A 25,248-nucleotide genomic window follows, 5' to 3' on the forward strand; every position below is an offset into this window, starting at 1 on the left:
TACCGATGGAAAATATTCTTTTTACTCTCCCATCGCTTGAATAACAATCACTTTTGGTCATTCATTATCAAGACTTCATCAGCCGCTCGCCTAATGTCATCAATACTCAGCGTGCGTTTACCACTTAGCTCTTGCCGCCATTTTCTTGCTCCTGATAGACCCTGAAACAACCCCAAATAGTGCCGTGCTAGCGTTGCCAAATTCGCCCCTTCGCCAGCTCGCCTTTCTAAATAAGGACACAGAGCATCCAAAACCTGACCACGAGTCGGTATCGCCCTGCCAAACAGAGTATTACACTCACCCATCAGCATTGGATTATGATAAAAAGCACGCCCAATCATCACGCCATCAACATGGTTTAGGTGCGTCTTGATGGCATCAATGTCGTTAATACCGCCGTTAATCTCAATAAATAACTCTGGAAAATCTGCTTTTAGCCGATATACATCATCATAGCGAAGCGGTGGAATTTCACGGTTTTCTTTGGGGGATAATCCGTTTAACCACGCAATGCGAGCATGAACGATAAAATGCCTACACCCTGCATTCATTACCTGCTCCACAAAATCATGCATGAACTCATAGCTATCAAAAGTATCAATACCGATGCGGTGTTTGACCGTTATAGGCTTACTGGTAGCATCTTTCATCGCACGCACCATATCAGCCACCAAGCTAGGCTCTGCCATAAGACAAGCACCAATTTTATTGTGCTGAACACGGTCAGACGGACAGCCAACATTCACATTAAACTCATCATAACCCATATCATCAGCAATCTGTACACAGCGTGCCATCTCAGATGGGTCTGAACCACCAAGCTGTAAGACGATGGGGTGCTCTATGTCATCATGTCGTAAAATATAATCAGCATCACCCTTTAAGATGGCACTGGTGCTAATCATCTCAGTGTATAGATGGATATCAGGGTTAAATAGGCGTGCAAAATAACGAAAATCCGCTGTCGTCCAGTCAATCATCGGAGCTAGGGATATTCTCTTAGTATTTGATTTTAAAGCGTTTTGTAGGGAAAGCATTGTATTGTAAGCCTTTTAGGGGGTTGGGATTATTAATTATTTTTGATTATTTTAGCGTATTTTTGATTATTTTTGTAGTTTTTTGCGGAAAATTTGCGTAAAATATTGCGGAAAAAATCTTACCAAAGGTCATCAAAAATGGGTAGTATTCGTACCAAAAAATCAAAAGACGGCACGCCCCGCTATTATGCTGAAATCCGCATCAATAAGCAAGGTTTTCCGCCTTATCGTGAAAGTGCCAATTTTGGCACAAAAAAACTCGCTCAGGCGTGGATAGCCAAGCGAGAACAAGAATTAAAAGACAATCCAAAACTCTTATTTGGGGCAAAAGGTATCAGCGATGATTTAACGGTTAGCGATGCGATTGACCGCTATATTAGCGAGCTTGGGGCAGGCTTTGGACGCTCAAAAATGCACGCCCTAAGGCTTTTACAAAAATTCCCCATCGCCAAACTGCCTTTGACCGTCATTAGCCCCCTTGATATTACAGACCACGCCAATTTACGCAAAACTGGCGTTCCAGCTCTCGCTCTTGACCCTATTAGTCCGTCCACGCTTGGCTCAGAATTTACTTACCTTTTTGGGGTGCTAGACCACGCAGATATTATGTGGGGCGTGGACATTGATATGAATGCGTTAAGGCGTTCATTGAAACAGCTTAAAAAGACCCGCAATGTTGCTCCGTCTAATAAGCGAGACCGCTTACCAACGAGTGATGAACTTATCAAATTAACCAAACACTTTTACCAAGCTTGGCAAAATGGCAGTATGGCAATGCACCTAATTATGTGGTTTGCTCTATTGTCATGCAGACGGCAAGCTGAAATTACACGCTTAGAACTTAACGATGATTTGGGCGGTGTGTTTGTGGTACGAGATGTAAAAAACCCTAAAGGCAGTCTTGGTAACCATCAAAAATTTATGGTATTGCCAGAGACAAGACAAATTATTGACTTATTAAAACAGCATACCGCCGATGATACTTATTTGGTAGCAGAAAGCCATAAGATGATAAGTAAATTATTCACAGAAGCCTGTCATTTACTTGATATTGACGATTTGCATTTTCATGATTTACGCCACGAAGCCTGTACAAGATTGGCAGAACAGGGAATGACAATCCCCCAAATCCAGTCAGTGAGTCTGCACAGAAGTTGGGGGAGTTTACAAAGGTATGTGTCGGTGCATAAAAGGGCAAACACGCTTAGTTTTGATGAAGTTATGCGTGAAGTTTTGAATGATCGTTTTTGACCGCATTCTTTGCTTTGTCAAGGGCGGTCGCCAAGTCGGACAAATGAACAAAATAAGGTGATTTTTGGCTATCGGCAAGGCGAAAGCAAGGAAAAGCAAAACCTTGCTCGCTGGCTAGGCGGTTAATTTGGCTTTGCTTAAGGTGCGGATAATAAATTTCGCACACTTCACGCAGTTCCACCACCAATTTTCCAAACTGTAAAAATAGATAGTCTTGGGTGGAGATTGCAGCTTGGATGGTTTTATTCTGCATCAATACTTCCTCCACTTAGTTTGATAAGGGCTTCGGCGTGTGCGATAGCATTTTCTCTGCTTTTGTGCAAAAGCCCTTTACTTAAAGCCAATTTATCCAATTTATTGCCTACCCACATACTTAGTATTGCGTAGCTGTTAGCCATTGGGTCAGCTATCCAATATTTATCACCATCTTGCAATGGTTCGCTCTCAGGTTTTGGAAAACTCACATCACCAACAGCAACCATCTCTGATGTCATGCGAAACTCAATATCATCAGACAAAAAGACATTCACATCGCTCATGCCACTTAACTTAAACCACTCATCATGACCTAGACAACGGTACTCGACCGTTCTATGCTCTTTTAGAGCCCTAATAATCTCGTCATAGCTTAGTTTATTGCTCATTTTCACGCTCCTTTTCTCTTTTCCACGCCCATAGTAGGCAAAATTCAACATAGTTTAGTGGTCTGTATCGCACTGTCATCAATATCGGCAGTTCGTACAGTCCTGTGTGTACATACATCATATCAAGTCCTTACTCGTGCGTAGCTGGTGTAGCCGTTCGGCGTAAGCTCTGGATTTTCAGCGTAAATTTCATCCATACTATCCAGCACCGCCCCATAAATTTCACCAAATCCACAAGGTCCGACCTGCATATCCGTCACATAAGTGCGACCATGCACATCATCTTTGATGACCACCTCAATAAAGAACAACCGCTCATCATCAACTGCAACCCTCTGTGGTCGCCAATCACCAAAGAACCGACTGCGGGCAAATACCTCTTCGGCACTCTCGCCATAGATGGGGAATTGCCAATAACCGAACACCTCCATCCCAAGCTTATCTTGTAGTTTGCGTTCGTGGTCGAGCTTTTTTTGGTAATTTCGCCTGCCTTGCTCACGCTTTTTAGCGATTTTGTGTTTTCTGGATTTAGTTTTCATTTATTCTGCCATCCACATACAGCCACAAACCTCGTGGCTGTATGCTTTTTCCAAAATTAACCTTGAAATTTACCAAAGAACAAGCAAAATTCAGAATCAAGCTTATCTTTGACCGCTTGCAAAAAGTCATTTGCCAACTCTTCGGTCAAAAGCTCATAACCCACGATAGATAGGGTGAATTCGGGCTTGCCATTGGCGGTATTGATGGACAATCTAAGTCTGACAGTTTTTGGTTCGCTTAGGGTCTCATACAGCGTGTTTTTGATTTCAAAGTACGCTGGCAGTAGCCCTGCTTGCGATTTGACCGCCACCGTTTCAAGCCGTGAGCGAGACTCTCTAAAATTACCGACTTGGCTCGTGCTTTCGGCAAGCTCATCAATCTTCATGTCTCGGATAACAGCGATGGCTTTTTTCATGGCAATCTCTTCGCCGTTTTCGTCCAAAGCGACAAACTGACCGCCCCAATCTTCCAAGAATACCGCAAAATCTTTTTGGCTGACACGCCCATAATTATGCAAATCAGTGATTTTTTCATACACTTTGGTGGGATTAGCGGTCAAAACCGCGCAAAAATCACAATGTCCCATCGGATAATTGTCATCGCCAAAGTTTAGTACCGCCACTGCTTCCATCGCTGATTTGTCAATGAAAATCTTGGTATTTGCCGCTGTGCCATTTACTTCAACAAATTCACTGAATGAAGTTAGGTCATCAGTGCTAAATGTGCCACGCTTACGAGTGCGAGCGTCAAGAAAACTGTCAATATCGCCAAGCCTAATGTTGCCGTTGTAAGCAATGCCATTGTCGCCAAATTTTAAGATGTCTGGGCGTGCTAGGTCAGCAACGACCGCAAGGTCAGATTCGTGTTTTTCAAAAATGTTTGTCATACAGATACCTCTTTTGGTGTTGAAAATAGCTGAACTTCGTCAGCAGGGAATAGACTTACCGTGCCGTTTCGACCGCAGTACATCGGCGTTTCACGCACATAGTCTTCTTTTCGTGTGCCAAAGGTCTCAGGGGCGGTGTAGTCGAGCTTGTGCTTGACCGAAACCTGACCCATGCCTTTTTCGCCAAGTTGCGTAATGTCAAAGGTCAGTTTAACCTGTCCTTTTTTGCCCGTGGCAATCACTTGACTGCATACATCGCTGATTGCCATGCCGATCTGATCGGCAAACGCTCCGCCTGTCAAATCTGTGAGAAATTCACAGGCGTCGGTTGATTTAAATTCACTCATGATTTTCCTCCGAGTGGTTAGGGTTAATCTTGTTGATAAAACTTCCCATCTCTCTCCACACCCACCGCCATCAGTACATTTTTGGCGGTGGCATAAGATAGGGCTAATGATGCTTGTGCCTGTCTGATGGTTATCCCATCTGGGTGCTTTGCCAGCAGGCGTCTGGCATAAAAGCAATGTGTACCAAAATCCCATCGCTTGCGACGAGCGGCGAGCGGTGTGGCACAAAATGACAAATTGTCTGACATCACACGCTCCGCTGCTTTTCATAAGTTTTAAAAATGAATGTCAAAGCATCTGCCAAAAACACTCTCTCGCTAGGCAGCACCTGCCTATCATTGATCATTCGCACATGGTGGGACAGCCACGACAGCTGACCATATACAGCGAATAGCATTTCTAGGCGGACATCGCCATTTTGACTCTTTTCATAGCTCGTCAGATTTTTGATGGCATCGTTTCGCACGGTGCAAGCATGGCTGGTACTTAGCACCATCTTGGCAAGCTCACGGCGGATTTTGGTTGTGGTTAAAGCCATTTTTTATCTCCAAAATAATTGACAAGATACGCTCTTGCCTTTACTCCTTCGGTCTTGTAGATGGTTCGCACCGCCTCGTTCTCACCACCGTGCATAATCATAAGCACGCCACCTGCAAAATCCACACTCCAACGCTTGTTGCCATTGTCGTCATAACCATATTCCGTTGCTTCGATGACAAAACCAAATTCGCCTTTATCATTAACCACGACATCTAGCGGCAATAACGCTCGCTCTGTAATAACACGCTCATCATCACTAAAACGGTCAAGCTCACTCATACGAGCCAGCAGTGCGTCAATGATGAGATTTGTGCCATTATCTGATTGCTGGTTGCTCATCTGTACTTCTCCACATCACATTTGACGGGATAACCGTCCGCTTGCCATGATAGGCACTCTTGATAGTCAACTTCTGCTTGCTTTTTTAGGGCAATGTCGCACCCACGCAATGACAGTAAGGCAAAAAGACCAATCATCGCTGTTTTTAGGATAAATTCGCCGACCTGCTGGGGCTTGATGGCAATATTTAGCATAAACGACTCCATTTCTTAAATACAGATATATTAAAACATTTGTATTTAAGAAATGCAAGATATTTTGTAGTTATTTGCGAAAAAATTTTCTAAGGTGTTGTTATTTTTGGATAAAAGGCATGAAAAACCGCATGAACGGATTACCATTCATGCGGTCTTGATAGGGAGTGATGAGTTGTGGATTTTACCAGCTTTGAGTGCTTGACCACCAAAAGACATGACCAAGGATTTTGTAGGTGGCAAAAAACTGTTCGCTGCTCATCGTCTCATCAGGGTACAAAGATGAGTTGGCGTAAAATAGTCGCACCTGCTCGCCTTGTGGGGTTGGTTTGCTTTGTAGGTAGGCACAATACAGCACATCATTCGCCAACAAAGCGTATATCTTGCCGTTTTTAATCTGTGTCTTGCTAACATCAAAGGCAATTTCACTGTTGTCATTGATGATGGGCGACATACTATCCCCCACAATAACACCAATCCTTGCGTCCTGCGGATTGACCCCCAAGACCTCCAGTGTTGTTTTTTCTAGCATGAGTTTATTCCTATGTTGGGGGTTGTAGTGGCGGATTGGCACAACTTCCCTTTGCGAATACGCATCAAAATCCGCAACCTTTGTGATTGTACCTTGCTCGCTCACTTCCATCGCCCCATTGCCATTCAAAAGCCAGTCAAGATTTACATTCAGAGCCAATGCAATATCACGGGCATACTTGCTTTGTATGCTTTTGCGACTTTCTATGGCGTTAATCTGCCCCTGTCCACACCCTGCCAAATCAGCAAGTTGTTGCTGTGTCATACCTCTAAGCTCACGGACATATCTGACACGCTCTCCGAATGTTTGTCTTGACATATTGCTAAGTCCTTATGTTTACGGTTAATACCGTCATTGGGTTAATGGGTAAAGTCTGTAACAACAAAACGATTATAAATCGCCTATCCTTGCTCATAGTATAAAATACATTTGTATTATTATCTAACTAAAAAATATCTTGAATTATGAATACAAAAGTTTTAAAATGGGGAAAATTTAAATACAAAGGTACTTATTTATGACAACACCTCTTGAAGCACTCCAAAAGGCAGTAAAGATTGCAGGCGGTCGTAAGCAACTTGCCGAGTTGATAGGGTGCAAACATTATACACACATCGGCATCATGCTTACTCGTGACAAACGAGCCAGTGCCAGCTATGTCTTAAAAATCAGTAAAGCGACAGGCGTGCCACCCAACGAGCTTAGACCCGACCTTTACGAACTCTAAAAAGAAAAAGCCCATTGGGGGCAACCAATGGGCTTAAAAGTGCTTAACTAGCAAGCGAGATTATTATATGACAAGCAAAGACAAAAAACAAGGGCAAAACACACGCCCACCCCTAAACTTCGACCATATCCAATCCCAAGCCAACGGCTACTATGTCAGCCGTATCTTTCCTGCGGTGGGCATCAAGCTACATTCCAATCACAAAAAACATCAGCCCTGCCCCCTATGTGGTGGCTCGGATCGCTTTCGCTGTGATGACAAAAACGGCACAGGCTCATGGATATGTAATCAATGCGGTGCTGGGAGCGGTTATACGCTCGTGCGAGACTACACAGGGCATGATGCTTACGACACGCACGCACTCATCGCTGATATTCTTGGCATTGATGGCGGTAAGCCCATTTCGGAAGCTGACCGTAAGGCATGGGCAAAGGCACAAGCCGAGCGAGAATCGGCTGAAAAGGCAGCCAAAAAACAAGCTCGACAAACCGCTGCCAAAACCGCTCAAGACCGCTGGCACACCGCCACACCTTGTGATAGCCACTCTTATCTGACCAAAAAAGGCGTACAGTCGCATGGCTTGCGTGTGGACAACAAGGGCAATCTGCTGATTCCTTTGTACTTTCACAATACAAATACAGGCAACATCACGCTGTGTAATGTCCAGTCCATCGACCAAGATGGTAATAAACTCTTTGTTAAAGGCGGTCTGGTCGGTGGTGCGTTCTGCACGCTGGGCGATGTACTGGCAAGCGATACGATTTTTGTCTGTGAAGGCTATGCCACAGGTGCAAGTATTTATGAGAGCATCGCTGGCAAACACCCTGTTATCATCTCGTTTAACGCTGATAATATGGTAAAATGTGCGTCTATTGTACGCACAATATACCCACATCATCGGCTCATCTTTTGTGCTGATGACGACAAAGCGACCGAGATTAAGACAAACAAAAACACAGGCATTTTGGCAGCCAAACAAGCAGCAGACATCGCACAGGGCGAAGTCATCAGCCCTGACTTTGGCAATGATGAACGCACCACGACTGGCGAGCTTACCGATTATAACGACCTGCACGCTCATTTTGGCATGGAAGTGGTTAAGGCTCAGATGATTCACGCCCTAAATCGTCCACGGCCTGTCACCACGGACGGCTACACGCTGGATGACATCACTGATCACTTCTACATGATCAAAGAAGTGGGTAAGCTGACCAACAAAGTGTATTATAAGCACCCCACCGACCCCGAACAATGCACCGAAATGACAAAAACGCATTTTATGGGCTTGGTTGGTCGTGAGTTGGCGAATGCGTGGTTTTATAGTGGCAAGCAAAAAGTCATCACTCGCCAAGAAGTCAATACCAACAAATCCGCACAAGCCGCCATCGCTTATGCCAGTATTTTTGAGCAATATTGGTATATCCAAGGCACCAAAGAAGTGTTCAATTTTAAAACGGGTAAAAGACAGCCCATCGAGACGCTCCGCCTTGAATTTCCCAATGAATTTGACGACTGGCAAAAATCCGTCCACCGCCAAAAAGTCGAGTCGGACAACATCTGGTTTGACCCAACTCGCACCAAAACTGCTCCACATGGCGAAAATTACATCAATACCTTCAAGGATTTAACTATTCAGCCCTTGACTGCGATGGAGCTTGGCATTGACCCATCAAAGTTTGGCGAAGCGTTTTTGTATGGTATGTGTTCGCCTGTGATTGAACTGGTTAAGCATCTATGCGGCACGGATACACAAGCCCTTGACTGGGTGCTAAACTGGCTGGCTATCCCTTTGCAGAATCTAGGCACCAAAATGGATACCGCCCTGATTGTACATGGACACATTCAAGGAGCGGGCAAATCACTGTTTTTTGACCGCATCATGCGTCGCATTTATGAGCAGTACAAGCTCACGCTCGGTCAAGGTCAGCTAGACAGCCAGTACAACGACTGGGTGGAAGGTAAATTGTTCTGCGTATTTGAAGAGATTTTGCAAGGCAAAGAGCGATACAGTCAGATGGGCATGATTAAGCAGCTCATCACAGGCGACACTGTATATATCAACAAAAAATTCGTCAGCGGCTGGACGCAAGATAACTTTGTCAATACCGTGTTTTTGTCGAACGATATGCAGCCGTTATCGCTTGATGAGAATGATCGTCGTCATGTGGTGCTATATCCCACCAGCGAAATCCCCACGGACATTCAGACATCGGTAGAAAAAATGCTTGATGGCGATGATGAATTGCTGATCCGTGCGTTTTATACTTATCTGCTGTATAGAGATGTGGGCAAGCAAAACGCCCATACTAAGGCAATACAGACCACCGCCAAAACACGCCTACAAGAACTCTCCATGTCCAGCTGGGAGCGATTCTACAAGGCATGGAAAGAACACTTACTAGACGCACCGTATCAGACCTGCCTGACCCAAGACCTGTATGCCTACTATGTGCATTGGTGCAAGGCAAATGGCGAGCGTAGCACATCCGCCACCAAGTTTTTAACCTTTGTGGGGTTGCGTGAAGACAAGCGAATCGTTCGCTATGCTTACGACATCGAGCAGAACGGCAAAGTCGTTGGCAGGGTCAATAAGCAATCCACCGTCATTTATCTCAATTTTGGCGATGAAAAGCCCGACCAAAGCTGGTACGGAGACGCTATCTTATCATTTAAGAAAGCAATCGGCAGATATATGCTGGAAAATAAAACTTAAAACCAGTATGATATAAATCCAAAATTTTCAAACTGTGAAGGGTGTGAAGGGTTTGATTAGACCCTTCACACGACCCATCACATCATCAAAGCCTTAATACATCTAGCTTTTAGCCCTAACTGTGAACCGTTAGGGCTAATTTTTTTATTTCTATTAAATGGCAAAATTTTATTTTAAATTTTTTTCTCATAACACCAAATAAACCCTTCACACCCTTCACACCCTTCACACACTATCTACAAGCTAATAATATCAGGGCTTACAGATGTTAAGGGTTTTGTTAAGGGTTCGTATGATTTGACAAAACCCATCACAGCATCGGATAATCAACCATCACACCAAAATATAAGGACAATCATGCTCAGCCACAAAATCCCAAAACCCCAACTCATCGCCGCCGCCGAAAGTTATGCCAAGGTCAGCCCCTTTGCTGATGCCTGCTATCGGTATTATTTTTATCTTGACGATGTCGCTCGTACACATCTGATCGCTGTGCTTGCCACCGAGTTTGCCGAACATCTAACAACTCTACCCACCAAATACCATCAGCCTGTCATTCATGCAGCATTAACCGAATTGTCTTATCCCAAAAAGCCTAACGCCCTGCGCATCTTTCCTGTCAAAGAACGAGCGTGCTGCGTTGGCGTCAGTCGCCGTCAGTATTATCGTTTGCCCTTTGACACCGCCATCGATGACATCATCAATCAAATCACCGCCATCGCCAAAGTCGTCGCTGGCAAAGTCCAAGCCCAGCTCGGCAAAAACTTTCAAGCAGGCTATTGACAAGATGGCACACTTTTTAGTATCATTTTGCTATGATAGCCGTTTGGTATAGATAACGGGCATCATCATAATAAAATAACCCAAAAGCTCTTGCAGGTATTCGCTTGCAAGAGCTTTTTATTTGGCAAAACAAAACCCCTTGATACTGGACATATCAAGGGGTTTTTAATTTAAACCTAATTGCAGTAGGAATAAATCTTAACATGAATTTTAACATAGATTTCGGTCAATGGGTAGTCAAAATGCTAGAAAAATACGAAAACTCGCCAAAAGTTCGCTTCTTGATTAACTGGATTATCTTGTGCTTGACGGTGTTTGTTTGCACTGGCTTTATCAATGCGGTTAAGTGGTGGTAACAATGAAACTCCCCACCCTACAACCCCGCCTAAAACCTGCCCAATCCCACACCCCAAAGAAAAACTGGGGCAAAGGTCGTGGCGGCAGGGCATGGCGACGACTTCGTGATGAGATTTTGTCACGGGATAACTACACCTGCCAAGCTTGCGGACGAGTTGGCGGACAGCTTGAGCTAGACCACATCGTCAATGTCGCCCAAGGCGGCACAGATGATAGGTCAAATCTACAAATCCTTTGCCACACCTGCCACAAAACCAAGACGCAGACTGAAAGTCAGGTGGGGGGAGTGCAACAATTTTTAAGCTGATTTCACGGACACCACGCCCCCACTCGTGTATAAAAAAATTTCCGCTTCGGTAAATTTTTCCGTTTTTCCAAAAGGGAATATTTATTGGATATTGCGATAAATAGGAGCTAGTAATGGCGAAAAAATGTATAGAAACTTATGCTAAGTGCATCGCAAAAGGTTATGACTGGCTGGATGCAATGGAGCAAGCGGGCTACAAGGTGGATAATTTGGAGAGTGCCAAACGCCAAAAAAGAAACCTTGATGGCGATGAAAGTATAAAAAAACGCATTAAAGAATTAACCGAGTATTACGCCAAAAAAGAAAACAATCCCACAGACATAACCGAGAAACTAAGCCCTCGTGAGTATTTGGAAAGTGTATTTAACAATGTGGAAAATAATCCAGACCACCGCTTAAAAGCAGCTATCGCCCTAATGCCCTATGAAGAAGCGAAAAAGGGCGAAAAAGGCGTAAAAGAAAGCAAAATAGAGACTGCAGAACAGCTTGCAATAGGCGATTACGGTTCTTTGACAATGCAAATGCAAGGCAAATTATTTAACTGAAATGACAACACCTACTTGGACAACCGCACTTCCCGACTGGGAAGAGAAAATCATCAAGGGAGACAGCTTAATACCGTGCAAACCCTTATTTCCTGAAGCCGCCGAAATTGCTTTAAAGTTCTTTAAAAAATTAAGACTCGTTGATGTCAATGAGTCACCCATGATTGGCGATGTAAGTAAAGACTGGGTGTACGACTTTGTTGGGGCGGTGTTTGGAGCATTTGATTGCCAAAAGAAAGAGAGGTTGATTAAAGAGTTTTTCTTACTCATCTCCAAGAAAAATTCAAAATCCACCTTGGCGGCAGGCATCATGCTTACCGCCCTTGTACTAAACGAGCGAAAAGAATGCGAAATGGCAATCATCGCTCCCACAAAAGAGGTGGCAGACAATAGCTTTCGCCCATTGGAAGCAATGATACGAGCCGACCCCGTACTCTCTAGGATATTTAACATTTCAGCACACACTAAAACCGTTACTCATCTTGGCAATAAATCCACCCTAAAAGTTGTCGCTGCTGAGAATGATACTCTAGCGGGAGCAAAATATACCTATATTTTAGTAGATGAGATTTGGGTGTTTGGTAAGCGAGAGGGGGCAGCCTCCATGCTCCGTGAGGCAAAAGGTGGTTTAGCAAGTCGTCCAGATGGCTTTGTAATTTATTTAACCACAATGAGCAACGAAATGCCCGCAGGAGTGATGAAAGAAAAACTGGACTACGCTAGAATGGTGCGTGACAAAACGCCTGTTCTTAATGAACAAACAGGTTGTTATGAGCCGTTTGTGGATAATGAATTTTTGGGCGTGTTGTACGAGTTCCCCAAATCAATGCTTGAAAACGGAGAACATCTAAAACAAGAAAACTGGTATATTACCAACCCAAATCTAGGGGCAAGCGTTAATGAACGGTTTTTAGTAAGTGAATTTAGAAAAGCTAAACTATCACCCAACAAAAGCGAATTGCAAGACTTTTTGGCAAAGCATCTTAATGTGGAAATTGGCATTTCGCTCCGTGCAAACCGCTGGGCTGGGGCGGAGTTTTGGGAAGAAGCAGGACGAGATTTTACGCTTGATGAACTCATTGAAAAATCGGAAGTGATTACCATGGGCGGCGATGGCGGCGGTCTTGATGACTTGCTTGGTTGTGCAGTGGTCGGACGCTTACCCACGCCAAAATACATCTACACCGATGACAATAATATCCGCCACGAAGTCAAGCAGTGGTGGGTATGGGTCCGTGCGTGGTGTCACCCCATCGCCCTTGAACGACGAAAACAGGACGAACCCCGCTACCGAGATTTTGAAGCCGATGGCGACCTTGTCATCGTGCAAAATGTCGGCGATGATGTTGCTGAGTTTGCCGATATCGCCAAAAAAATCTATGACAGTGGCAAACTTGACAAGATTGGGCTTGACCCCGCTGGGGCGGACGACATTTTCATCGCCCTAGAATCCATCGGTATTCCCAAAGACACGCACATCACAGGTGTGTCGCAAGGTTGGCGATTGGGCGGTTATCAAAAAGTATGCGAACGCAAAATCGCCAGTGGCGACCTAACCCATGCAAACCAGCCAATCATGGCGTGGTGCGTGGGCAATGCCCGAGTCAAGCTGTCAGGCACAAGCGTGGCAATGAGCAAATCTGAAAGCGGTAACGGTAAGATTGACCCAGTGATTGCGATGCTGAACGCCGTGGCACTGATGAGTCAAAACCCTGCTCCGCCAAAGAGTGCTGATGATATTGGGGTTTATTTTTGACAAAAACAAACCCACTCATAGAGTGGGCAGATAAAAACAGGGCGATGACGGACTGCTGTAACAGTCCGCCACCCCTACGACAAACCGAGCTTGTCGCAAGCGAAACCCTGCTACTATGTACATAGCGTGGCAAGGGTATCACATTTTTAACAAAATTGCGATAGGTTGAGCCATGAAACAAGTAAATTGTCGCTCCTGTGGGCGATTATTAGCCAAAATTGGAAACTTTAATGATTTAGAAATCAAATGTCCACGCTGTAAAGCGTTTAATGTTTTGAGCGTCGAGAACGCCTTGCCAGAAGTCCAAAGAGACTCAAGCACAGGTAATCTTGATGACCAAAGCATACCAAAAAGCACCCCTGCCATTCGTGGGCCAAAAACGAATGTTTTTAAAGGAATTTCGCAAGATTTTGGACAAAATCCCAAATGACGGCGAAAATTGGGCGATTATTGATGTGTTTGGCGGTAGTGGACTACTTGCCAACAATGCCAAAGCCTACAAGCCCAAAGCCACCGTTATTTATAACGACTTTGACGGCTATACAAAACGGCTGACCCACATTGATGATATTAACCGTCTGCGTGACATTTTGTTTGAAATGACACAAGATGTGCCACGCCAAAAACGCATATCAGACGAGTTAAAAGAGCGAATTTTACAGGCGATTGACGACTTTGATGGTTATGTGGACGCTAGAAGTGTCAGCACTTGGTTGTTATTTAGTGGCAAGCAAATTAATCACATCAGCGAGCTTGCCAGCCACCAAATGTATAACACCGTCCGTACCAGCGATTATGACAATGCGGACGGCTACTTGGACGGGCTAATTATTACGCATGAAAGTTTTGAGACTTTGATACCCAAATATGCCAATACGCCAAACACCTTGTTATTGCTTGATCCGCCCTATATTTGCACCGAGCAAAAAGCGTATGCGATGACGGGGTATTTTGGCATGACAAAGTTTTTGCGGTTAATGAAACTGGTGCGTCCGCCGTATCTGTTTTTTAGCAGTACAAGAAGTGAGCTGTTGGATTATATGGACTATCTCAAAGACTGCGAACCTGCAATGTGGCAACGCATTGGCGACTTTGAAAAAGTGAGCGTAAATAGCCACATCAATTATAACGCCGAATATGAAGACAATATGCTTTATCGGTTTTAGTGAGACCAAGCCCCTGCCAATAGGGGTTTTATTTTTTAGGAATGATAATGACCAAAGCCTACTCAACCCTACAAATCAAATCGGTAACCGACACGGACGATGAACGCCTTATCACAGGCATTGCCACGACACCCAGCACCGACCGAGATGATGACATTTTAGAGCCGACAGGGGCAAAATTTGCCTTACCAATCCCGCTACTGTGGCAGCACAATCACAATCAACCCATTGGCGAAGTGATACAGGCAACCATTACCGACAAAGGCATTGAGATTGTCGCCAAAATTGCCAAAATCGCAGATGACGGCAAATTAAAAGACCGTATTGATGAAGCGTGGCAATCTGTCAAAAGCGGACTGGTTAAATGCTTGTCCGTTGGCTTTAAAATCAAAGAATACAATTATTTGGAAAGCTCGTGGGGGCTGCATATCAAAGAATGGGAATGGTACGAATTATCCGTTGTAACTATCCCTGCTAATGCCGATGCGGTTATTACTAGCGTTAAACAAATTAAAGAGGCGTTTGGCTTGCCGCCCCTACCCACGCCAAATCCACCGATAAACCGCTTAACAGAATTACCAAAACCACCACCAACCCAAACCACAATCAAAAAAGCAACCCCCAGTAATGGTGCGGTTGCTTTAATTTTACCCACAAACGGAGTGAAACTTTTATGAATTACCAAGTACAACTGGCACAAATTAACGCCACCATCAAAGCCAAACACGCTCAAATTGGCGAGATTATGACAAAATCAGTCGCAAGCGGACACACCCCAAGCGATGATGATGAAGCCACCATCAAGGCATTAGAAACCGACATCGATCGCTTAGAAAAGAACGCCGAACGCTTACAAAAACTGATTAAATCAGTAGAAACCGCCCCAAATCCTACCGAGATTGTTGGTGAAAATCCAGAACAAGCAGTGGCAAGTGCGACTGGCGAGCCTATCCCCAAAGAGACCAAAAGCGTGAAAGTAGAATCTAATTTGCCAAAAGGCACAGGCTTTGCCCTGCTAGTCAAGGCAAGTGCGATCGCCACCAAGTCCAAAGGCGGCATTACCACTCGTGAAGTGCTGCAAGGCTGGAACGCACCCGAAAGCGTCATCAACGCCGCCACCCAAAAGGCAGTCATCGGCACAACCACCGAGACTAATTTTGGTAAAGAGCTTGTAGATTATGCCAATTTGACAGGAGAATTTATTGAGCTTGTCCGTCAAAAAACCGTGGTAGACAAAATCGCCGCCCAAATGCGACAAGTCCCATTCAATGTAAAAATCCCAACACAGACCGCCAGCGGTAGTGTCGGCTGGGTTGGCGAAGGTAAGATGAAGCCTGTGGGTAATCCTGAATTTGGCTCAATGACCCTAGGATTTGCCAAGCTTGCTGGGATTGTACTACTGTCGGATGAGATGATCCGATTTAGCAATCCAAAAGCCGACCAAATGGTGCGTGATGATTTGGTGCAGACAGTGGCTCAGTTTATTGATCAGCAGTTTTTTGACCCTGAGAAAGCAGAGACTGCAGAATCCCCTGCGTCTGTGCTCAATGGCGTGTCTGCCATCACAGCGACAGGTACGACGAGCGACAAGGTGGATGCTGATTTGCAAACCCTAATCGCTCAAATCGTCGATAGCGGCTTAACGCTTGAAGGTGCGTACTGGGCAATGAGCGAAACTCGTGCGATGCAGCTGTCTGGTATGCGTGATGCCTTGGGTCGCACTTACTTTGAAGGCATGAGCCTTGTGGGTAATCGCTCATTAAAAGGCTTGCCAGTGGTAACGAGTGGTCAGCTTGCCGATAAGATTGTCCTAATCGTGCCAGGCCAAATCCTGCTTGCCGATGATGGCGGTGTGGATTTCTCGGTGTCGAACGAAGCGACCATCAACATGGGCGATGACCGCACGCCAAACTTGGTGAATCTGTTCCAAAACAACCTTACCGCAATCCGTGCCGAACGCTTTATCCGCTGGAAAAAACGCCATGCCAAGGCGGTCGGCTATATCAAGTATTAAACCAAAAACCACCAAAAAACAGTCCAACAATGGGCTGTTTTTGTTGTGGATAAAGGGCTTATTCACAACAAAAACAGCAGATTAAGGGGTTAAAAATGCAAATCAAATACTTAAAAGACGCACCGCTTGGGGCGACAGGCGAAACGGCTGATGTTCCAGATGACCAAGCTAAAGTGCTGATCACGCTTGGTATTGCCGAAGCCTTGACAGACAAAAAGCCTAAGCGAACCAAAGCAAAAACCGACAAAACCGCAGAATTGGAACTTTCCTAATGGGCTTTTTTGATTTATTCCGTAAAAAATCGCTCGCCCCTGTATCAACTGGCAGTAACTACTGGCTACCCATCATCAATGAACCCTACACAGGGGCGTGGCAAAAAAACGATGAGTTAAAACGCACCGATTTAACCAGCTTTCATGCGGTGTTTGCGTGTGTGAGCTTGATTAGTGCTGACATTGGCAAATTACGCATTCGCACAAAGTCGGTACAAGACGGCGTGCTTTTGCCTGCCAAATCACGCAGCCAAGCAATCCTGCACCGTCCAAACAAGCACCAAACTTGGCAGCAATTCATCGAAAACTGGGTCAGCTCCAAGCTACTGCGTGGCAATGCCTACATTTTAAAACAGCGGGATATTTTTGGCGAAGTGTGGCAACTTTATGTCCTAAACCCCGACCGTGTCAAGGTGCTTGTTTCGGACACTGGCGAAGTGTTTTATCAAATCAGCACCGATAAACTGTACGGATTAACTGATACCACCGTACCAGCGTCCGAAATCATTCACGATCGCTACAACTGCCTATACCACCCACTTGTCGGCTTATCGCCCCTAACCGCTTGTGCGATGAGCGTAGGGCTTGGGCTTTCCATTCAAAACCAATCTCGCACGCTGTTTGGCAATAATTCTCGCCCAAGCGGGATTTTGTCCGTACCGAGCGACATCAACCAAGAAAAGGCGGATAAAGTCAAATCAGACTGGCAGAAAAGCTACACAGGCGTTAATCGTGGCGGTATTGCCGTGCTTGGAAGTGGGGCAAAATATGAACCGATTGCCATGAGTGCGTCAGACAGCCAAGCCCTAGAACAGCTAAAAATGAGCAGCGAAACGGTCTGCTCGGTGTTTCATGTGCCAGCGTTTAAAGTCGGCATGGGTGAGGCAAAGGCAGGTCAGAAAGTCTCGGATTTGAACGAAATCTACTACTCAGATTGCTTGCAGCACTACATTGAGGCGATTGAAAACTTGCTTGATGAACATCTTGACCTTGAAAAAGGCGTGGAATGTGAGGCGGATTTAAGCCCACTTATCCGCATGGACAGCACCAGCCAAATCGCCTACCTTAAAGAAGGTACGATGAGCGGTATTTTTAGCCCAAACGAAGCAAGGGCAACACTGGGTTTACCGCCTGTGGTCGGTGGGGAAAGTCCGCTGATGCAACAGCAAAATTACAGCTTGTCGGCACTCGCCAAACGAGACAACAGCGACAATCCTTTTGGCCATGCACCCAAAGCCGAGCCTACCGAACCACAAAAAACGGTCAAGCCCCGTTTACGCATTCGTGGCGTGCTGGATACAGGAGATAAGTGATGAGCCAATTTGCCACGCTTGATGAAGTCAAGCACCATCTGCGATACGACGATGATGACAGCGATGAGATTTTGACAATTTTTCTGCAAAGTGCCGAAAATGCCGTTAAAAACTACATCACAGACGAAATCACGGACAAGATGCTACCCAGCCTAAAAACTGCTACCCTGTTAATGGTTGGTTATCTTGATGACAATAGAAACAGCGAGAACGGAGCGGAGTTTGGCAACTTTTTGCCCGCTCCTGTACGGCAAATTTTAAGTCCGTATCGTATGCCCATTTTTTAGGGGAGATTATGAATGCAAGTCAGTTAAGGCATAGAGTAACACTGCTTACTCAGCAATCTACAATTAACGAGCTGGGCGAGCATATCACCGAATGGCTACCAACAAAGAAAGTATGGGCAGCTTTTACACCACTATCAGTCAAAGATGTCATCGCTGCACAAGGCACAGGTAGCCGCATGGTGGCACGCTGTACGATACGCCATCAAGTAGGCATCACCAGCGGTATGCGTCTGGTACATCAAGACCAGCACTATGCCATTACAGGCGACCCCCTGCCCGACCCAAGGGGTGGCAGAGAATACTTAACACTCATGCTAGAAACCGTATGAAAATCGAAGTTAAGATTGATGGACTAAAAGAGCTGGATGAAGCATTGGCAGCCTTTGAAGACAGAATTGCAAAAAAAGCCTTATATAGCGCCTTGTCTTATGCCGCCACGCCGATGATGAAAGATGCCAAACGCCGAGCCATCATCGCCGAAAAAGCCCACAAGATGAACTATGGCAGATTTTCAAAAAAGTATGTCGAAGTCAAGCCTGGGCTGGTTCGTAATGCCATCAAACGCAGACGGCTCAAAAAATCAGAGCTTAGAAAATTGGGCGTCAATGCTGGCATCGCCATTCATGTTGGCAAAGACAAAAAACAAAAGCTATATCCGAACTACTGGCCATTCATTGAGTATGGCACAGTCAAACAGCCTGCCTATCCGTTTTTTCGCCCTGCTTTTGATGCTAATGTGATGCAGGCATTTCAAAGATTTTCTTTTAAGCTCGCCCAAAACATCGCCAAACAACAATCATTATTGGAGAGTGCAGACGATGGATAGTTATGCCTTGATGTATCCTATCTTATCCACCCTTGTGGACAAGCGTGCCTATGTGGACTATGTGCCAGAGCAGCCTACAGGTAAGCTCATCGCCCCGCCCTACATCGTCTATCGTGAGATAGATGCGATAGCAGATAATGTACTTGATGAGTTCTTAGGCGTTGAGTATGTGCGTGTGCAAGTCGATGTATATCATAAAACACATTTAGAGTGCCGAAAATTATCAAACCAAGTTATCGCCGTCATGCTATCAAGCATTAAGCACTGTGAGTTCATTAGCCGTCAAAGGCTATACGACCCAGAAACCAAATTTGCTCGTTATAGCATGGATTTTCAATTTTCAACCACTGTGGCATAAGCCACCTAATAGGAGACCGCCATGAGCGACAACAACTCATCTGCCGACAGCTTTTATCAGCTGCACTACTCCACCGATGGCAAGGTATTTAAAAAAGTTCCAAAACTACAAAATGCTGACCCACCACCCAAGAAAAAGACCGTCGATGACATCACACCAACCGACAGCCATGTCAAAATCGAAGAACCTGTCAATTTTTATGAAGGTAGTGAAATTAAATTCAGCTATGCCCACATCGAAGGTAATGCTGATCACACCGCTTTAAAAAAGGCTTACGATGACAATACCGAGCTAACTTGGCAATTTCGCTTTGTAGATGCTCCATCACTCAATCAGCAGTTCAAAGGTCGCATTACCGACATGACGCCATCTTTGGACAAAGCCAAAAAAATGCGGATGGAATGCACCCTATCCATGACTGATAAACCTGTGGCGATTACCGCCGATGGCACACCCATAGAAGCATAGGAGTAAAACATGAGCTTTAAATCTAAACTGCTTGGCTTAACCGACAAGCACAAACCAAAACCCATCCCCTACACCTGCCCAGTAACAGGCGAAAAAGCCTACATCAAGCGATTTACGATGGCAGAGCGAGAACATTACGCCGATGCCATCACATCTGCCGACAATGGCAAACGCAATGCCACCGCCTTTACGCTCATCATGTGTGATGCCAAAGGCGAGCTTATCTTTGATAATACAGACATTGACAAGCTGTCAGAGCTGCCTGAAGATGTGCTGACCAGTGCTGTAGCAGCATTCAACAGCCAGACGATGCTGACGATTGAGCAAGCCGAAAAAAACTCAGAGCCGCCCCAGTAAGGCGGTTTTTGTTTCGATTGGCGGGACACTTGGGCATGACGGTTGGCAGACTGATGGCAGAGCTGTCAGAAGATGAGCTGAACGAATGGCTGGCTTACGACCAGCTCGACCCCATCGGCAGTTATCGCAGCGATGTGCAGACCGCCCTTTTGGCGTATGTGCAATCAGGCGACCCACAATCATCGCTTGACGATTTCATTCTGTATGACCCAAATCCTTTGTCTGATAAAGAGCGAGCCGAGCAAGAGCGTCAAAAGCAAGCACAAGAGCGACAAGCCAATGTGCAAGCGATGAAAGATTATTTTGCTCATCTTGCCAAACAAAACAGCTGATTTTAGCTGTTTTGTTTGATTTTAATTGCCTGATTGTTGCTTTTGGTGTATATTATAACCAGTGCAATTTTGATTGAGACAATATCATGAAAAAACTGGTTTATATCGCTATTGCTCTTTTTATGCTTGTTGTATTTGCCAATAGTTGCTCTGACAGTAAGGAAAAAGGCGAACAAAGAGCCGATGGACAGACTGAATCCCCAACCACACAAGATACACAAGACGCACAAGCTACCAACACAGCCACAGCAGCGGCAGAGCCTGCCAGTGCGTCAAATTGGGATTATCAGCAAGAAGAAGACAAGATGCGTGGGACGAAAGTACATTTTGCCCATACACTATCTACGAATGCAGCAGACTTTTCATTTCCTTATGGTAAGTCGCAAGCAGCCATCAACCTACGCCACAACCAAAGCGGCACTGATGCCATGCTAAGAATTGTCAGCGGTCAGTTTGATTGCAATTATGATGGCTGCAGCATCGCTGTTAAATTTGATGATGGTGCTATTGAGACATACAGAATGTCCAATGCAGATAACGGCTTGAATGATGTGCTATTCTTTGATAACCCCAAAGCATTCATTAAGAAGCTGAAAAGCTCAAAAAGCGTCATTATTGAAGCTCCATTCTTCAATCATGGCAAAGAGCAGTTTGAGTTTAATATCGCAGGCTTAGACTGGCAACACTAACTTACAATCATTCTTTATCAAGCACAATCCAATCAAGATTGTGCTTTTTTGACATAATCACGAATGGCATTCATTAAAAGCTCATTTTGATTTAACCTCAGCTCTTTGGCAGATTGTACGATAAAATCAATGTCGTCAGTATGCAGTTTAAAGGCTTTTAGCTTGATGCCACGCTTGGCATCAGAGTCGGCTTGGATTTGGGTGCGTGATTTTGGGTTGTCGGTCAGTTTTGGCATTTGACAAATCCTTAAAATGTGCTATGATAAAAAGTGTAAGGGGTGAGCGGTGTTTCCTGCCGCTCCGCCATATCAAATCCTTATGGGTTTTGACTTAGGCGTTTATCTTAGTAAGCTGGTAAGCTGTACAAGATAAAGACCGCTACGATGATGATTTGAAAGGCTTTCATCGTATTCTCCTTACATTGGTGGAGAGCTGCATTTGCAAGGTAGCAGACTCACAACCTACAAGGCAAGGCTCCTACCCCTTGCCTTGATGTTTATATTATAGGTTAAACCTACTTAAAAAGCAAGTATTTTTGATAAATACTTGCTTTTTTTATTGCTTATTTATTCATCTTTAAGCCGCTTATCGCATGATGAGCGGCTTTTTTATTGGAGAAAATCATGTCCAACCAAATCGGCAAAGCCAGCATTTTATTAACCGCTGATACCGCCAGTTTTGAGACATCCATGGGTAATGCTCGTGCCACCGCTGGCAAGACCTTTGGCGACATCAAGGCAGACGCTTTGGACATGGGCAAGCAGGTCAAGGCAGGTTTTGCCATCGCTACTGCGGCATTTGCCGCTGCCAGTGCGACCATTGGCGTGCTGGTCAAAGACCAAATGGAGCTTGCGTCTGCCCTCTCCAAAACCGCAACCATCGCAGGCACATCCGCCACCCACATCCAAAAATACATCGTCGCAGCCAAAGCGATGGGCATCGAGCAAGACAAGCTCGGTGATATTTTTAAGGACACACAAGACAAAGTAGGCGATTTTTTGAGTACAGGCGGTGGCGAACTTGCCGACTTTTTTGAAAATATCGCCCCCAAAGTGGGCATCACCGCCAAAGAGCTGCGACAGCTGTCAGGTCCAGATGCCCTACAAGCGGTGTATGACGCCCTAGAAAAAGCCAACATCTCACAAAGCGAGATGATTTTTTATATGGAATCCATCGCCGATGAAGCCAGTCTGCTGATACCGCTGCTGGCTGATGCTGGAGCAGGCTTTGACCTGTGGGGCAAGGCGGCAGAGAATGCAGGGGCGGTGATGGATGAAAAAACCATCCGAGCCACGCAAGAGTTAAACACCGCCACCCAGATCCTTGATTTGTCTTATCAAGGGGTAAAAAATCAAATCGCCGTTGCTGTCATGCCCGTACTGTCTGACTTGGCGGGGTCATTGGTGCAAGATGCCAGCTTAAAAAGAAGTGCTGCTCAAGCAGGCGAAGTCCTTGCAGGCAGTCTAAAACTGATTGTCGGCACAGGTCGTGGAGCTGTTGGCGTCATCCAGCTGCTTGGCATGGCTATTGGTGGTCTGGGTGCCGCCATTGCCAACCCCTTGCAAGCATGGGAAATTCTATCTGGTACATGGGATGATATGAAAAAGGCGGCAGACAATACCAATGCTGCCTTAGACAGAATCTTGAACGCAGGTAATAACGGTGTTAACCCTACAGTTAAACGCCTAACTGACATCACTGTCGCTGCTGACAAGGCAACAACAGCACTTGGCAAAACAGGTGCCGAAGAGAAAAAAGCCCGTGAAGCTGCTGAAAAAGCTGCTAAGACTACATCGAAACAATCAAAAAGCAAAGGCAGCCCTATCCCGCAAAATACCGCAAAAGCGATTTTATGGGGTGCACAGCAGTTGGGTATCAACCCAAATTATCTTGCTTCTGTCATTTCCTTTGAAACAAGCGGCACATTTAGCACCAGTATCAAAAACCCAAAATCATCTGCCACTGGTCTAATACAGTTTATGCAGGATGCAGATGGTACATCACACAAAAACTCAAAAGATTGGGATTACTACGGCATGAGCCGAGCCCAGTTTGGGGCTTTGTCTGCTATGGAGCAAATGCAGTATGTTGTAAAATTTTTTAAGGGTAAAGGATTAAAAGCTGGAGCGAGCTTAGGCGAAGTGTATGATGCTGTAATTGGCACAGGGTATCGAAAAGGTACTCAAGCATATGAACTCAACCGAGTTTGGGATACCAACAAAAACGGCATTATTGAAAAAGGCGAAAGCATAAAATCAGGTGCTTTTAAAAACCACATCAAGAACTTTTTCCCCAATGTCAGTGCGATTGATATTGGCGAAGCAGAAACCGATGCCGCCAAAATCCTGCTAAGAGCCGAAGAAGAAGCAGAACGAGAAGCCAAGCGGCAGGCTGATGCTCGCTACAACATCGAAAAGTCTTTTTCTGACAAAAAGACCCAGCTGCTGTTTGATTACCAAGAGCAAGAAAAGAAAATCAAAGACGCTGCCTTTGGCGAAGATGAGAAAAAGTATCTGGACATGGCAAAAGCACGCTACGAGAACGAGCTGGCATGGCTTGAACTTGAAAAAGACAAAAAAGCCCAAGCCGCCAAGGAGCATCTACAAAGCGAAGAAGAGCGTATCCGTGCCACTGCCGAGCTTGAACGCCGTGAAGTAACCTTGACGGTTGAGCTTGACGAAGAGCTAAGAAAAGCCAAGATTGATGCCATCACGCACGCTGAAATCAAGGCGATTGATAAGCTTAGGCAAGCCTACCAAGATGAGCTTGATCAGATTAACAGCCACAATCAGACCCAGCTTGCTCGCATTCGTGCCGACTTTGCCAAGCGTCGCCGTGAGCTTGCCAACCGAGACGACCTAAACCAAGCACAAAAAGATGAGCTTGGCTCGGCAATATACAACGCTGAAGCCCACCAAGTGCAACAGCTACAAAAGTCTGTCGAAAAACAAAAAGCAGACTTTTTGGCAGAGCTTGGCGGTTATGCTGATATACAGAATATCCAAAATCAGTATCAGACACGCTTGAACACCATCCAAGGCTTTCTCGATGCAGAAGTAGCAACGGTCGAAGAAGCCGAAAAGATGAAACAGATGGTGCGTATGCAATACGCCCAAGTCATGCTCGGCTCACTCGCTGAGAGTAGCAAGGCGGCATTTGGCGAGCAATCAAGGGCTTATAAAGCCATGTTCGCCATGAGTAAAGGCGTGGCGATTGCCCAAGCTGGTATCGCTCTTTGGCAAAACATCGCTCAAGCATCAAAAATTGGGTTTCCGCAGAATATCCCCCTGATTGCCCAAGCGATGACACAGGGTATGGGGATTATCGCCCATCTTAAAGCCATCAAGTCCACCGCATTGGTCGGACAAGCCCACGACGGCATCATGAGCGTCCCCAAATCAGGCACTTGGAACTTAGAAAAAGGCGAACGAGTACTGCCTAAACATACCGCCAAAGCCTTAGATGATAAATTGAACAGCTTGCAGGGTCGAGGTGAAACGAAGGTCATCATTAACAATTACACCAGCGAAAAAGCTCATGTGCAACAAATGCCAAACGGTGACATGATGGTTACTATCGGCAAGATGATTAGTGACACGGTAGATGCCAAAGTCAATCAACGATTTATCCAAGCACGCCGTCAAGGAGGCGAACTTTATGGGAGATAG

General features: G+C 45.4%; 37 protein-coding genes. 24 read left to right on the top strand and 13 right to left on the bottom strand.

Annotated features, from left to right (window positions below; genetic code table 11):
• Positions 1–47: 47 nt before the first annotated feature.
• Positions 48–1,037 (bottom strand): tRNA dihydrouridine(20/20a) synthase DusA, encoded by a 990-nt coding sequence (gene dusA, locus L3D27_RS07445; RefSeq protein ID WP_432480810.1) that lies wholly within the window; start codon positions 1,035–1,037, stop codon positions 48–50.
• A 138-nt stretch (positions 1,038–1,175) separates the two neighbouring features.
• Between dusA and L3D27_RS07450 the strand changes: the two genes are divergently transcribed.
• Positions 1,176–2,288: a site-specific integrase gene (locus tag L3D27_RS07450; protein WP_373628353.1), complete on the top strand. Its 1,113-nt coding sequence runs from the start codon at positions 1,176–1,178 to the stop codon at positions 2,286–2,288.
• Here the strand turns inward: L3D27_RS07450 and L3D27_RS07455 are convergent.
• The 11 genes from L3D27_RS07455 to L3D27_RS07505 form a co-directional block, all read right to left on the bottom strand.
• Positions 2,257–2,541, bottom strand: coding sequence for a pyocin activator PrtN family protein (locus L3D27_RS07455; RefSeq protein WP_373628351.1), 285 nt, complete (start codon positions 2,539–2,541; stop codon positions 2,257–2,259). The genes L3D27_RS07450 and L3D27_RS07455 overlap by 32 nt on opposite strands.
• Positions 2,531–2,932: a hypothetical protein gene (locus L3D27_RS07460; RefSeq protein WP_432480811.1), complete on the bottom strand. Its 402-nt coding sequence runs from the start codon at positions 2,930–2,932 to the stop codon at positions 2,531–2,533. The genes L3D27_RS07455 and L3D27_RS07460 overlap by 11 nt, the downstream gene beginning before the upstream one ends.
• On the bottom strand, positions 2,922–3,053 hold the full coding sequence (locus L3D27_RS07465) for a hypothetical protein (protein WP_432480812.1): 132 nt from the start codon (positions 3,051–3,053) through the stop codon (positions 2,922–2,924). Before L3D27_RS07465 ends, L3D27_RS07460 begins: the two co-directional genes overlap by 11 nt.
• A 1-nt stretch (position 3,054) precedes the next feature.
• Positions 3,055–3,471, bottom strand: coding sequence for a hypothetical protein (locus L3D27_RS07470; protein WP_373628939.1), 417 nt, complete (start codon positions 3,469–3,471; stop codon positions 3,055–3,057).
• A 56-nt stretch (positions 3,472–3,527) separates the two neighbouring features.
• On the bottom strand, positions 3,528–4,358 hold the full coding sequence (locus L3D27_RS07475; RefSeq protein WP_373628940.1) for a DUF2303 family protein: 831 nt from the start codon (positions 4,356–4,358) through the stop codon (positions 3,528–3,530).
• A complete protein-coding gene (locus L3D27_RS07480; protein WP_373628941.1) occupies positions 4,355–4,705 on the bottom strand; it encodes a hypothetical protein in 351 nt (116 codons plus the stop codon). Before L3D27_RS07480 ends, L3D27_RS07475 begins: the two co-directional genes overlap by 4 nt.
• A gap of 23 nt (positions 4,706–4,728) precedes the next feature.
• The gene (locus L3D27_RS07485) at positions 4,729–4,953 is read right to left on the bottom strand and encodes a hypothetical protein (RefSeq protein ID WP_373628942.1); all 225 of its coding nucleotides are present in this window, start codon (positions 4,951–4,953) and stop codon (positions 4,729–4,731) included.
• Entirely contained in the window at positions 4,953–5,243 is a 291-nt protein-coding gene (locus L3D27_RS07490) for a hypothetical protein (protein ID WP_373628943.1), read from the bottom strand. Before L3D27_RS07490 ends, L3D27_RS07485 begins: the two co-directional genes overlap by 1 nt.
• Positions 5,234–5,584, bottom strand: coding sequence for a hypothetical protein (locus tag L3D27_RS07495; RefSeq protein ID WP_373627170.1), 351 nt, complete (start codon positions 5,582–5,584; stop codon positions 5,234–5,236). The genes L3D27_RS07490 and L3D27_RS07495 overlap by 10 nt, the downstream gene beginning before the upstream one ends.
• The gene (locus tag L3D27_RS07500; RefSeq protein ID WP_373627172.1) at positions 5,581–5,778 is read right to left on the bottom strand and encodes a hypothetical protein; all 198 of its coding nucleotides are present in this window, start codon (positions 5,776–5,778) and stop codon (positions 5,581–5,583) included. Before L3D27_RS07500 ends, L3D27_RS07495 begins: the two co-directional genes overlap by 4 nt.
• A 184-nt stretch (positions 5,779–5,962) precedes the next feature.
• Positions 5,963–6,628: an XRE family transcriptional regulator gene (locus tag L3D27_RS07505; RefSeq protein WP_373627174.1), complete on the bottom strand. Its 666-nt coding sequence runs from the start codon at positions 6,626–6,628 to the stop codon at positions 5,963–5,965.
• A 199-nt stretch (positions 6,629–6,827) separates the two neighbouring features.
• Here L3D27_RS07505 and L3D27_RS07510 point away from each other — a divergent pair, with 199 nt between their 5' ends.
• The 22 genes from L3D27_RS07510 to L3D27_RS07615 all read left to right on the top strand — a co-directional run bounded on the left by L3D27_RS07510 (position 6,828) and on the right by L3D27_RS07615 (position 21,580).
• Positions 6,828–7,037: a YdaS family helix-turn-helix protein gene (locus L3D27_RS07510; RefSeq protein WP_078274138.1), complete on the top strand. Its 210-nt coding sequence runs from the start codon at positions 6,828–6,830 to the stop codon at positions 7,035–7,037.
• Between the two features lie 67 nt (positions 7,038–7,104).
• Positions 7,105–9,750 (top strand): DUF5906 domain-containing protein, encoded by a 2,646-nt coding sequence (locus tag L3D27_RS07515; RefSeq protein WP_373627175.1) that lies wholly within the window; start codon positions 7,105–7,107, stop codon positions 9,748–9,750.
• A gap of 357 nt (positions 9,751–10,107) precedes the next feature.
• Positions 10,108–10,533 (top strand): hypothetical protein, encoded by a 426-nt coding sequence (locus tag L3D27_RS07520; RefSeq protein ID WP_373627176.1) that lies wholly within the window; start codon positions 10,108–10,110, stop codon positions 10,531–10,533.
• A gap of 203 nt (positions 10,534–10,736) precedes the next feature.
• Positions 10,737–10,889, top strand: a complete 153-nt coding sequence (locus L3D27_RS07525; protein ID WP_155399987.1) for a hypothetical protein — start codon at positions 10,737–10,739, stop codon at positions 10,887–10,889.
• A gap of 2 nt (positions 10,890–10,891) precedes the next feature.
• Entirely contained in the window at positions 10,892–11,197 is a 306-nt protein-coding gene (locus L3D27_RS07530; RefSeq protein WP_373627177.1) for an HNH endonuclease, read from the top strand.
• Between the two features lie 113 nt (positions 11,198–11,310).
• Positions 11,311–11,742 (top strand): hypothetical protein, encoded by a 432-nt coding sequence (locus L3D27_RS07535; protein WP_373627178.1) that lies wholly within the window; start codon positions 11,311–11,313, stop codon positions 11,740–11,742.
• Position 11,743: 1 nt separating this feature from the next.
• Positions 11,744–13,498: a terminase large subunit gene (locus tag L3D27_RS07540; protein WP_432480813.1), complete on the top strand. Its 1,755-nt coding sequence runs from the start codon at positions 11,744–11,746 to the stop codon at positions 13,496–13,498.
• Entirely contained in the window at positions 13,495–13,623 is a 129-nt protein-coding gene (locus L3D27_RS07545) for a hypothetical protein (RefSeq protein WP_373627181.1), read from the top strand. Before L3D27_RS07540 ends, L3D27_RS07545 begins: the two co-directional genes overlap by 4 nt.
• 47 nt (positions 13,624–13,670) lie before the next feature.
• On the top strand, positions 13,671–13,928 hold the full coding sequence (locus L3D27_RS07550) for a Com family DNA-binding transcriptional regulator (RefSeq protein WP_373627182.1): 258 nt from the start codon (positions 13,671–13,673) through the stop codon (positions 13,926–13,928).
• The gene (locus L3D27_RS07555) at positions 13,831–14,664 is read left to right on the top strand and encodes a DNA adenine methylase (protein ID WP_432480814.1); all 834 of its coding nucleotides are present in this window, start codon (positions 13,831–13,833) and stop codon (positions 14,662–14,664) included. The genes L3D27_RS07550 and L3D27_RS07555 overlap by 98 nt, the downstream gene beginning before the upstream one ends.
• A gap of 47 nt (positions 14,665–14,711) precedes the next feature.
• Positions 14,712–15,341, top strand: coding sequence for an HK97 family phage prohead protease (locus tag L3D27_RS07560; RefSeq protein ID WP_432480815.1), 630 nt, complete (start codon positions 14,712–14,714; stop codon positions 15,339–15,341).
• Entirely contained in the window at positions 15,338–16,678 is a 1,341-nt protein-coding gene (locus tag L3D27_RS07565) for a phage major capsid protein (protein ID WP_373627185.1), read from the top strand. The genes L3D27_RS07560 and L3D27_RS07565 overlap by 4 nt, the downstream gene beginning before the upstream one ends.
• Positions 16,679–16,773: 95 nt before the next feature.
• On the top strand, positions 16,774–16,950 hold the full coding sequence (locus tag L3D27_RS07570; RefSeq protein WP_196296429.1) for a DUF7302 family protein: 177 nt from the start codon (positions 16,774–16,776) through the stop codon (positions 16,948–16,950).
• On the top strand, positions 16,950–18,263 hold the full coding sequence (locus tag L3D27_RS07575) for a phage portal protein (RefSeq protein ID WP_373627186.1): 1,314 nt from the start codon (positions 16,950–16,952) through the stop codon (positions 18,261–18,263). The genes L3D27_RS07570 and L3D27_RS07575 overlap by 1 nt, the downstream gene beginning before the upstream one ends.
• The gene (locus L3D27_RS07580; protein ID WP_373627187.1) at positions 18,263–18,550 is read left to right on the top strand and encodes a head-tail connector protein; all 288 of its coding nucleotides are present in this window, start codon (positions 18,263–18,265) and stop codon (positions 18,548–18,550) included. The genes L3D27_RS07575 and L3D27_RS07580 overlap by 1 nt, the downstream gene beginning before the upstream one ends.
• Before the next feature lie 8 nt (positions 18,551–18,558).
• On the top strand, positions 18,559–18,879 hold the full coding sequence (locus L3D27_RS07585) for a phage head closure protein (protein ID WP_046696322.1): 321 nt from the start codon (positions 18,559–18,561) through the stop codon (positions 18,877–18,879).
• Positions 18,876–19,376, top strand: a complete 501-nt coding sequence (locus L3D27_RS07590; RefSeq protein ID WP_373627188.1) for an HK97-gp10 family putative phage morphogenesis protein — start codon at positions 18,876–18,878, stop codon at positions 19,374–19,376. Before L3D27_RS07585 ends, L3D27_RS07590 begins: the two co-directional genes overlap by 4 nt.
• Positions 19,369–19,734: a tail completion protein gp17 gene (gene gp17, locus L3D27_RS07595; protein ID WP_373627189.1), complete on the top strand. Its 366-nt coding sequence runs from the start codon at positions 19,369–19,371 to the stop codon at positions 19,732–19,734. Before L3D27_RS07590 ends, gp17 begins: the two co-directional genes overlap by 8 nt.
• Before the next feature lie 21 nt (positions 19,735–19,755).
• On the top strand, positions 19,756–20,202 hold the full coding sequence (locus L3D27_RS07600; protein WP_373627191.1) for a hypothetical protein: 447 nt from the start codon (positions 19,756–19,758) through the stop codon (positions 20,200–20,202).
• A gap of 9 nt (positions 20,203–20,211) precedes the next feature.
• Positions 20,212–20,559, top strand: coding sequence for a hypothetical protein (locus L3D27_RS07605; protein WP_373627192.1), 348 nt, complete (start codon positions 20,212–20,214; stop codon positions 20,557–20,559).
• A gap of 8 nt (positions 20,560–20,567) precedes the next feature.
• Positions 20,568–20,891: a phage tail assembly protein T gene (locus tag L3D27_RS07610; protein WP_373627194.1), complete on the top strand. Its 324-nt coding sequence runs from the start codon at positions 20,568–20,570 to the stop codon at positions 20,889–20,891.
• An 86-nt stretch (positions 20,892–20,977) separates the two neighbouring features.
• Entirely contained in the window at positions 20,978–21,580 is a 603-nt protein-coding gene (locus tag L3D27_RS07615) for a hypothetical protein (protein ID WP_373627195.1), read from the top strand.
• Between the two features lie 32 nt (positions 21,581–21,612).
• On the opposite strand, the gene L3D27_RS07620 is transcribed toward L3D27_RS07615, so the two are convergent.
• Entirely contained in the window at positions 21,613–21,816 is a 204-nt protein-coding gene (locus tag L3D27_RS07620; RefSeq protein ID WP_373627196.1) for a hypothetical protein, read from the bottom strand.
• A gap of 387 nt (positions 21,817–22,203) precedes the next feature.
• On the opposite strand from L3D27_RS07620, the gene L3D27_RS07625 reads away from it, so the two are divergent.
• On the top strand, positions 22,204–25,248 hold the full coding sequence (locus L3D27_RS07625) for a hypothetical protein (protein WP_432480816.1): 3,045 nt from the start codon (positions 22,204–22,206) through the stop codon (positions 25,246–25,248).

Source organism: Moraxella sp. ZY200743 (genome assembly GCF_050885545.1).
In the GTDB taxonomy this organism is placed as follows: Bacteria; Pseudomonadota; Gammaproteobacteria; order Pseudomonadales; family Moraxellaceae; genus Moraxella; species Moraxella haemolytica.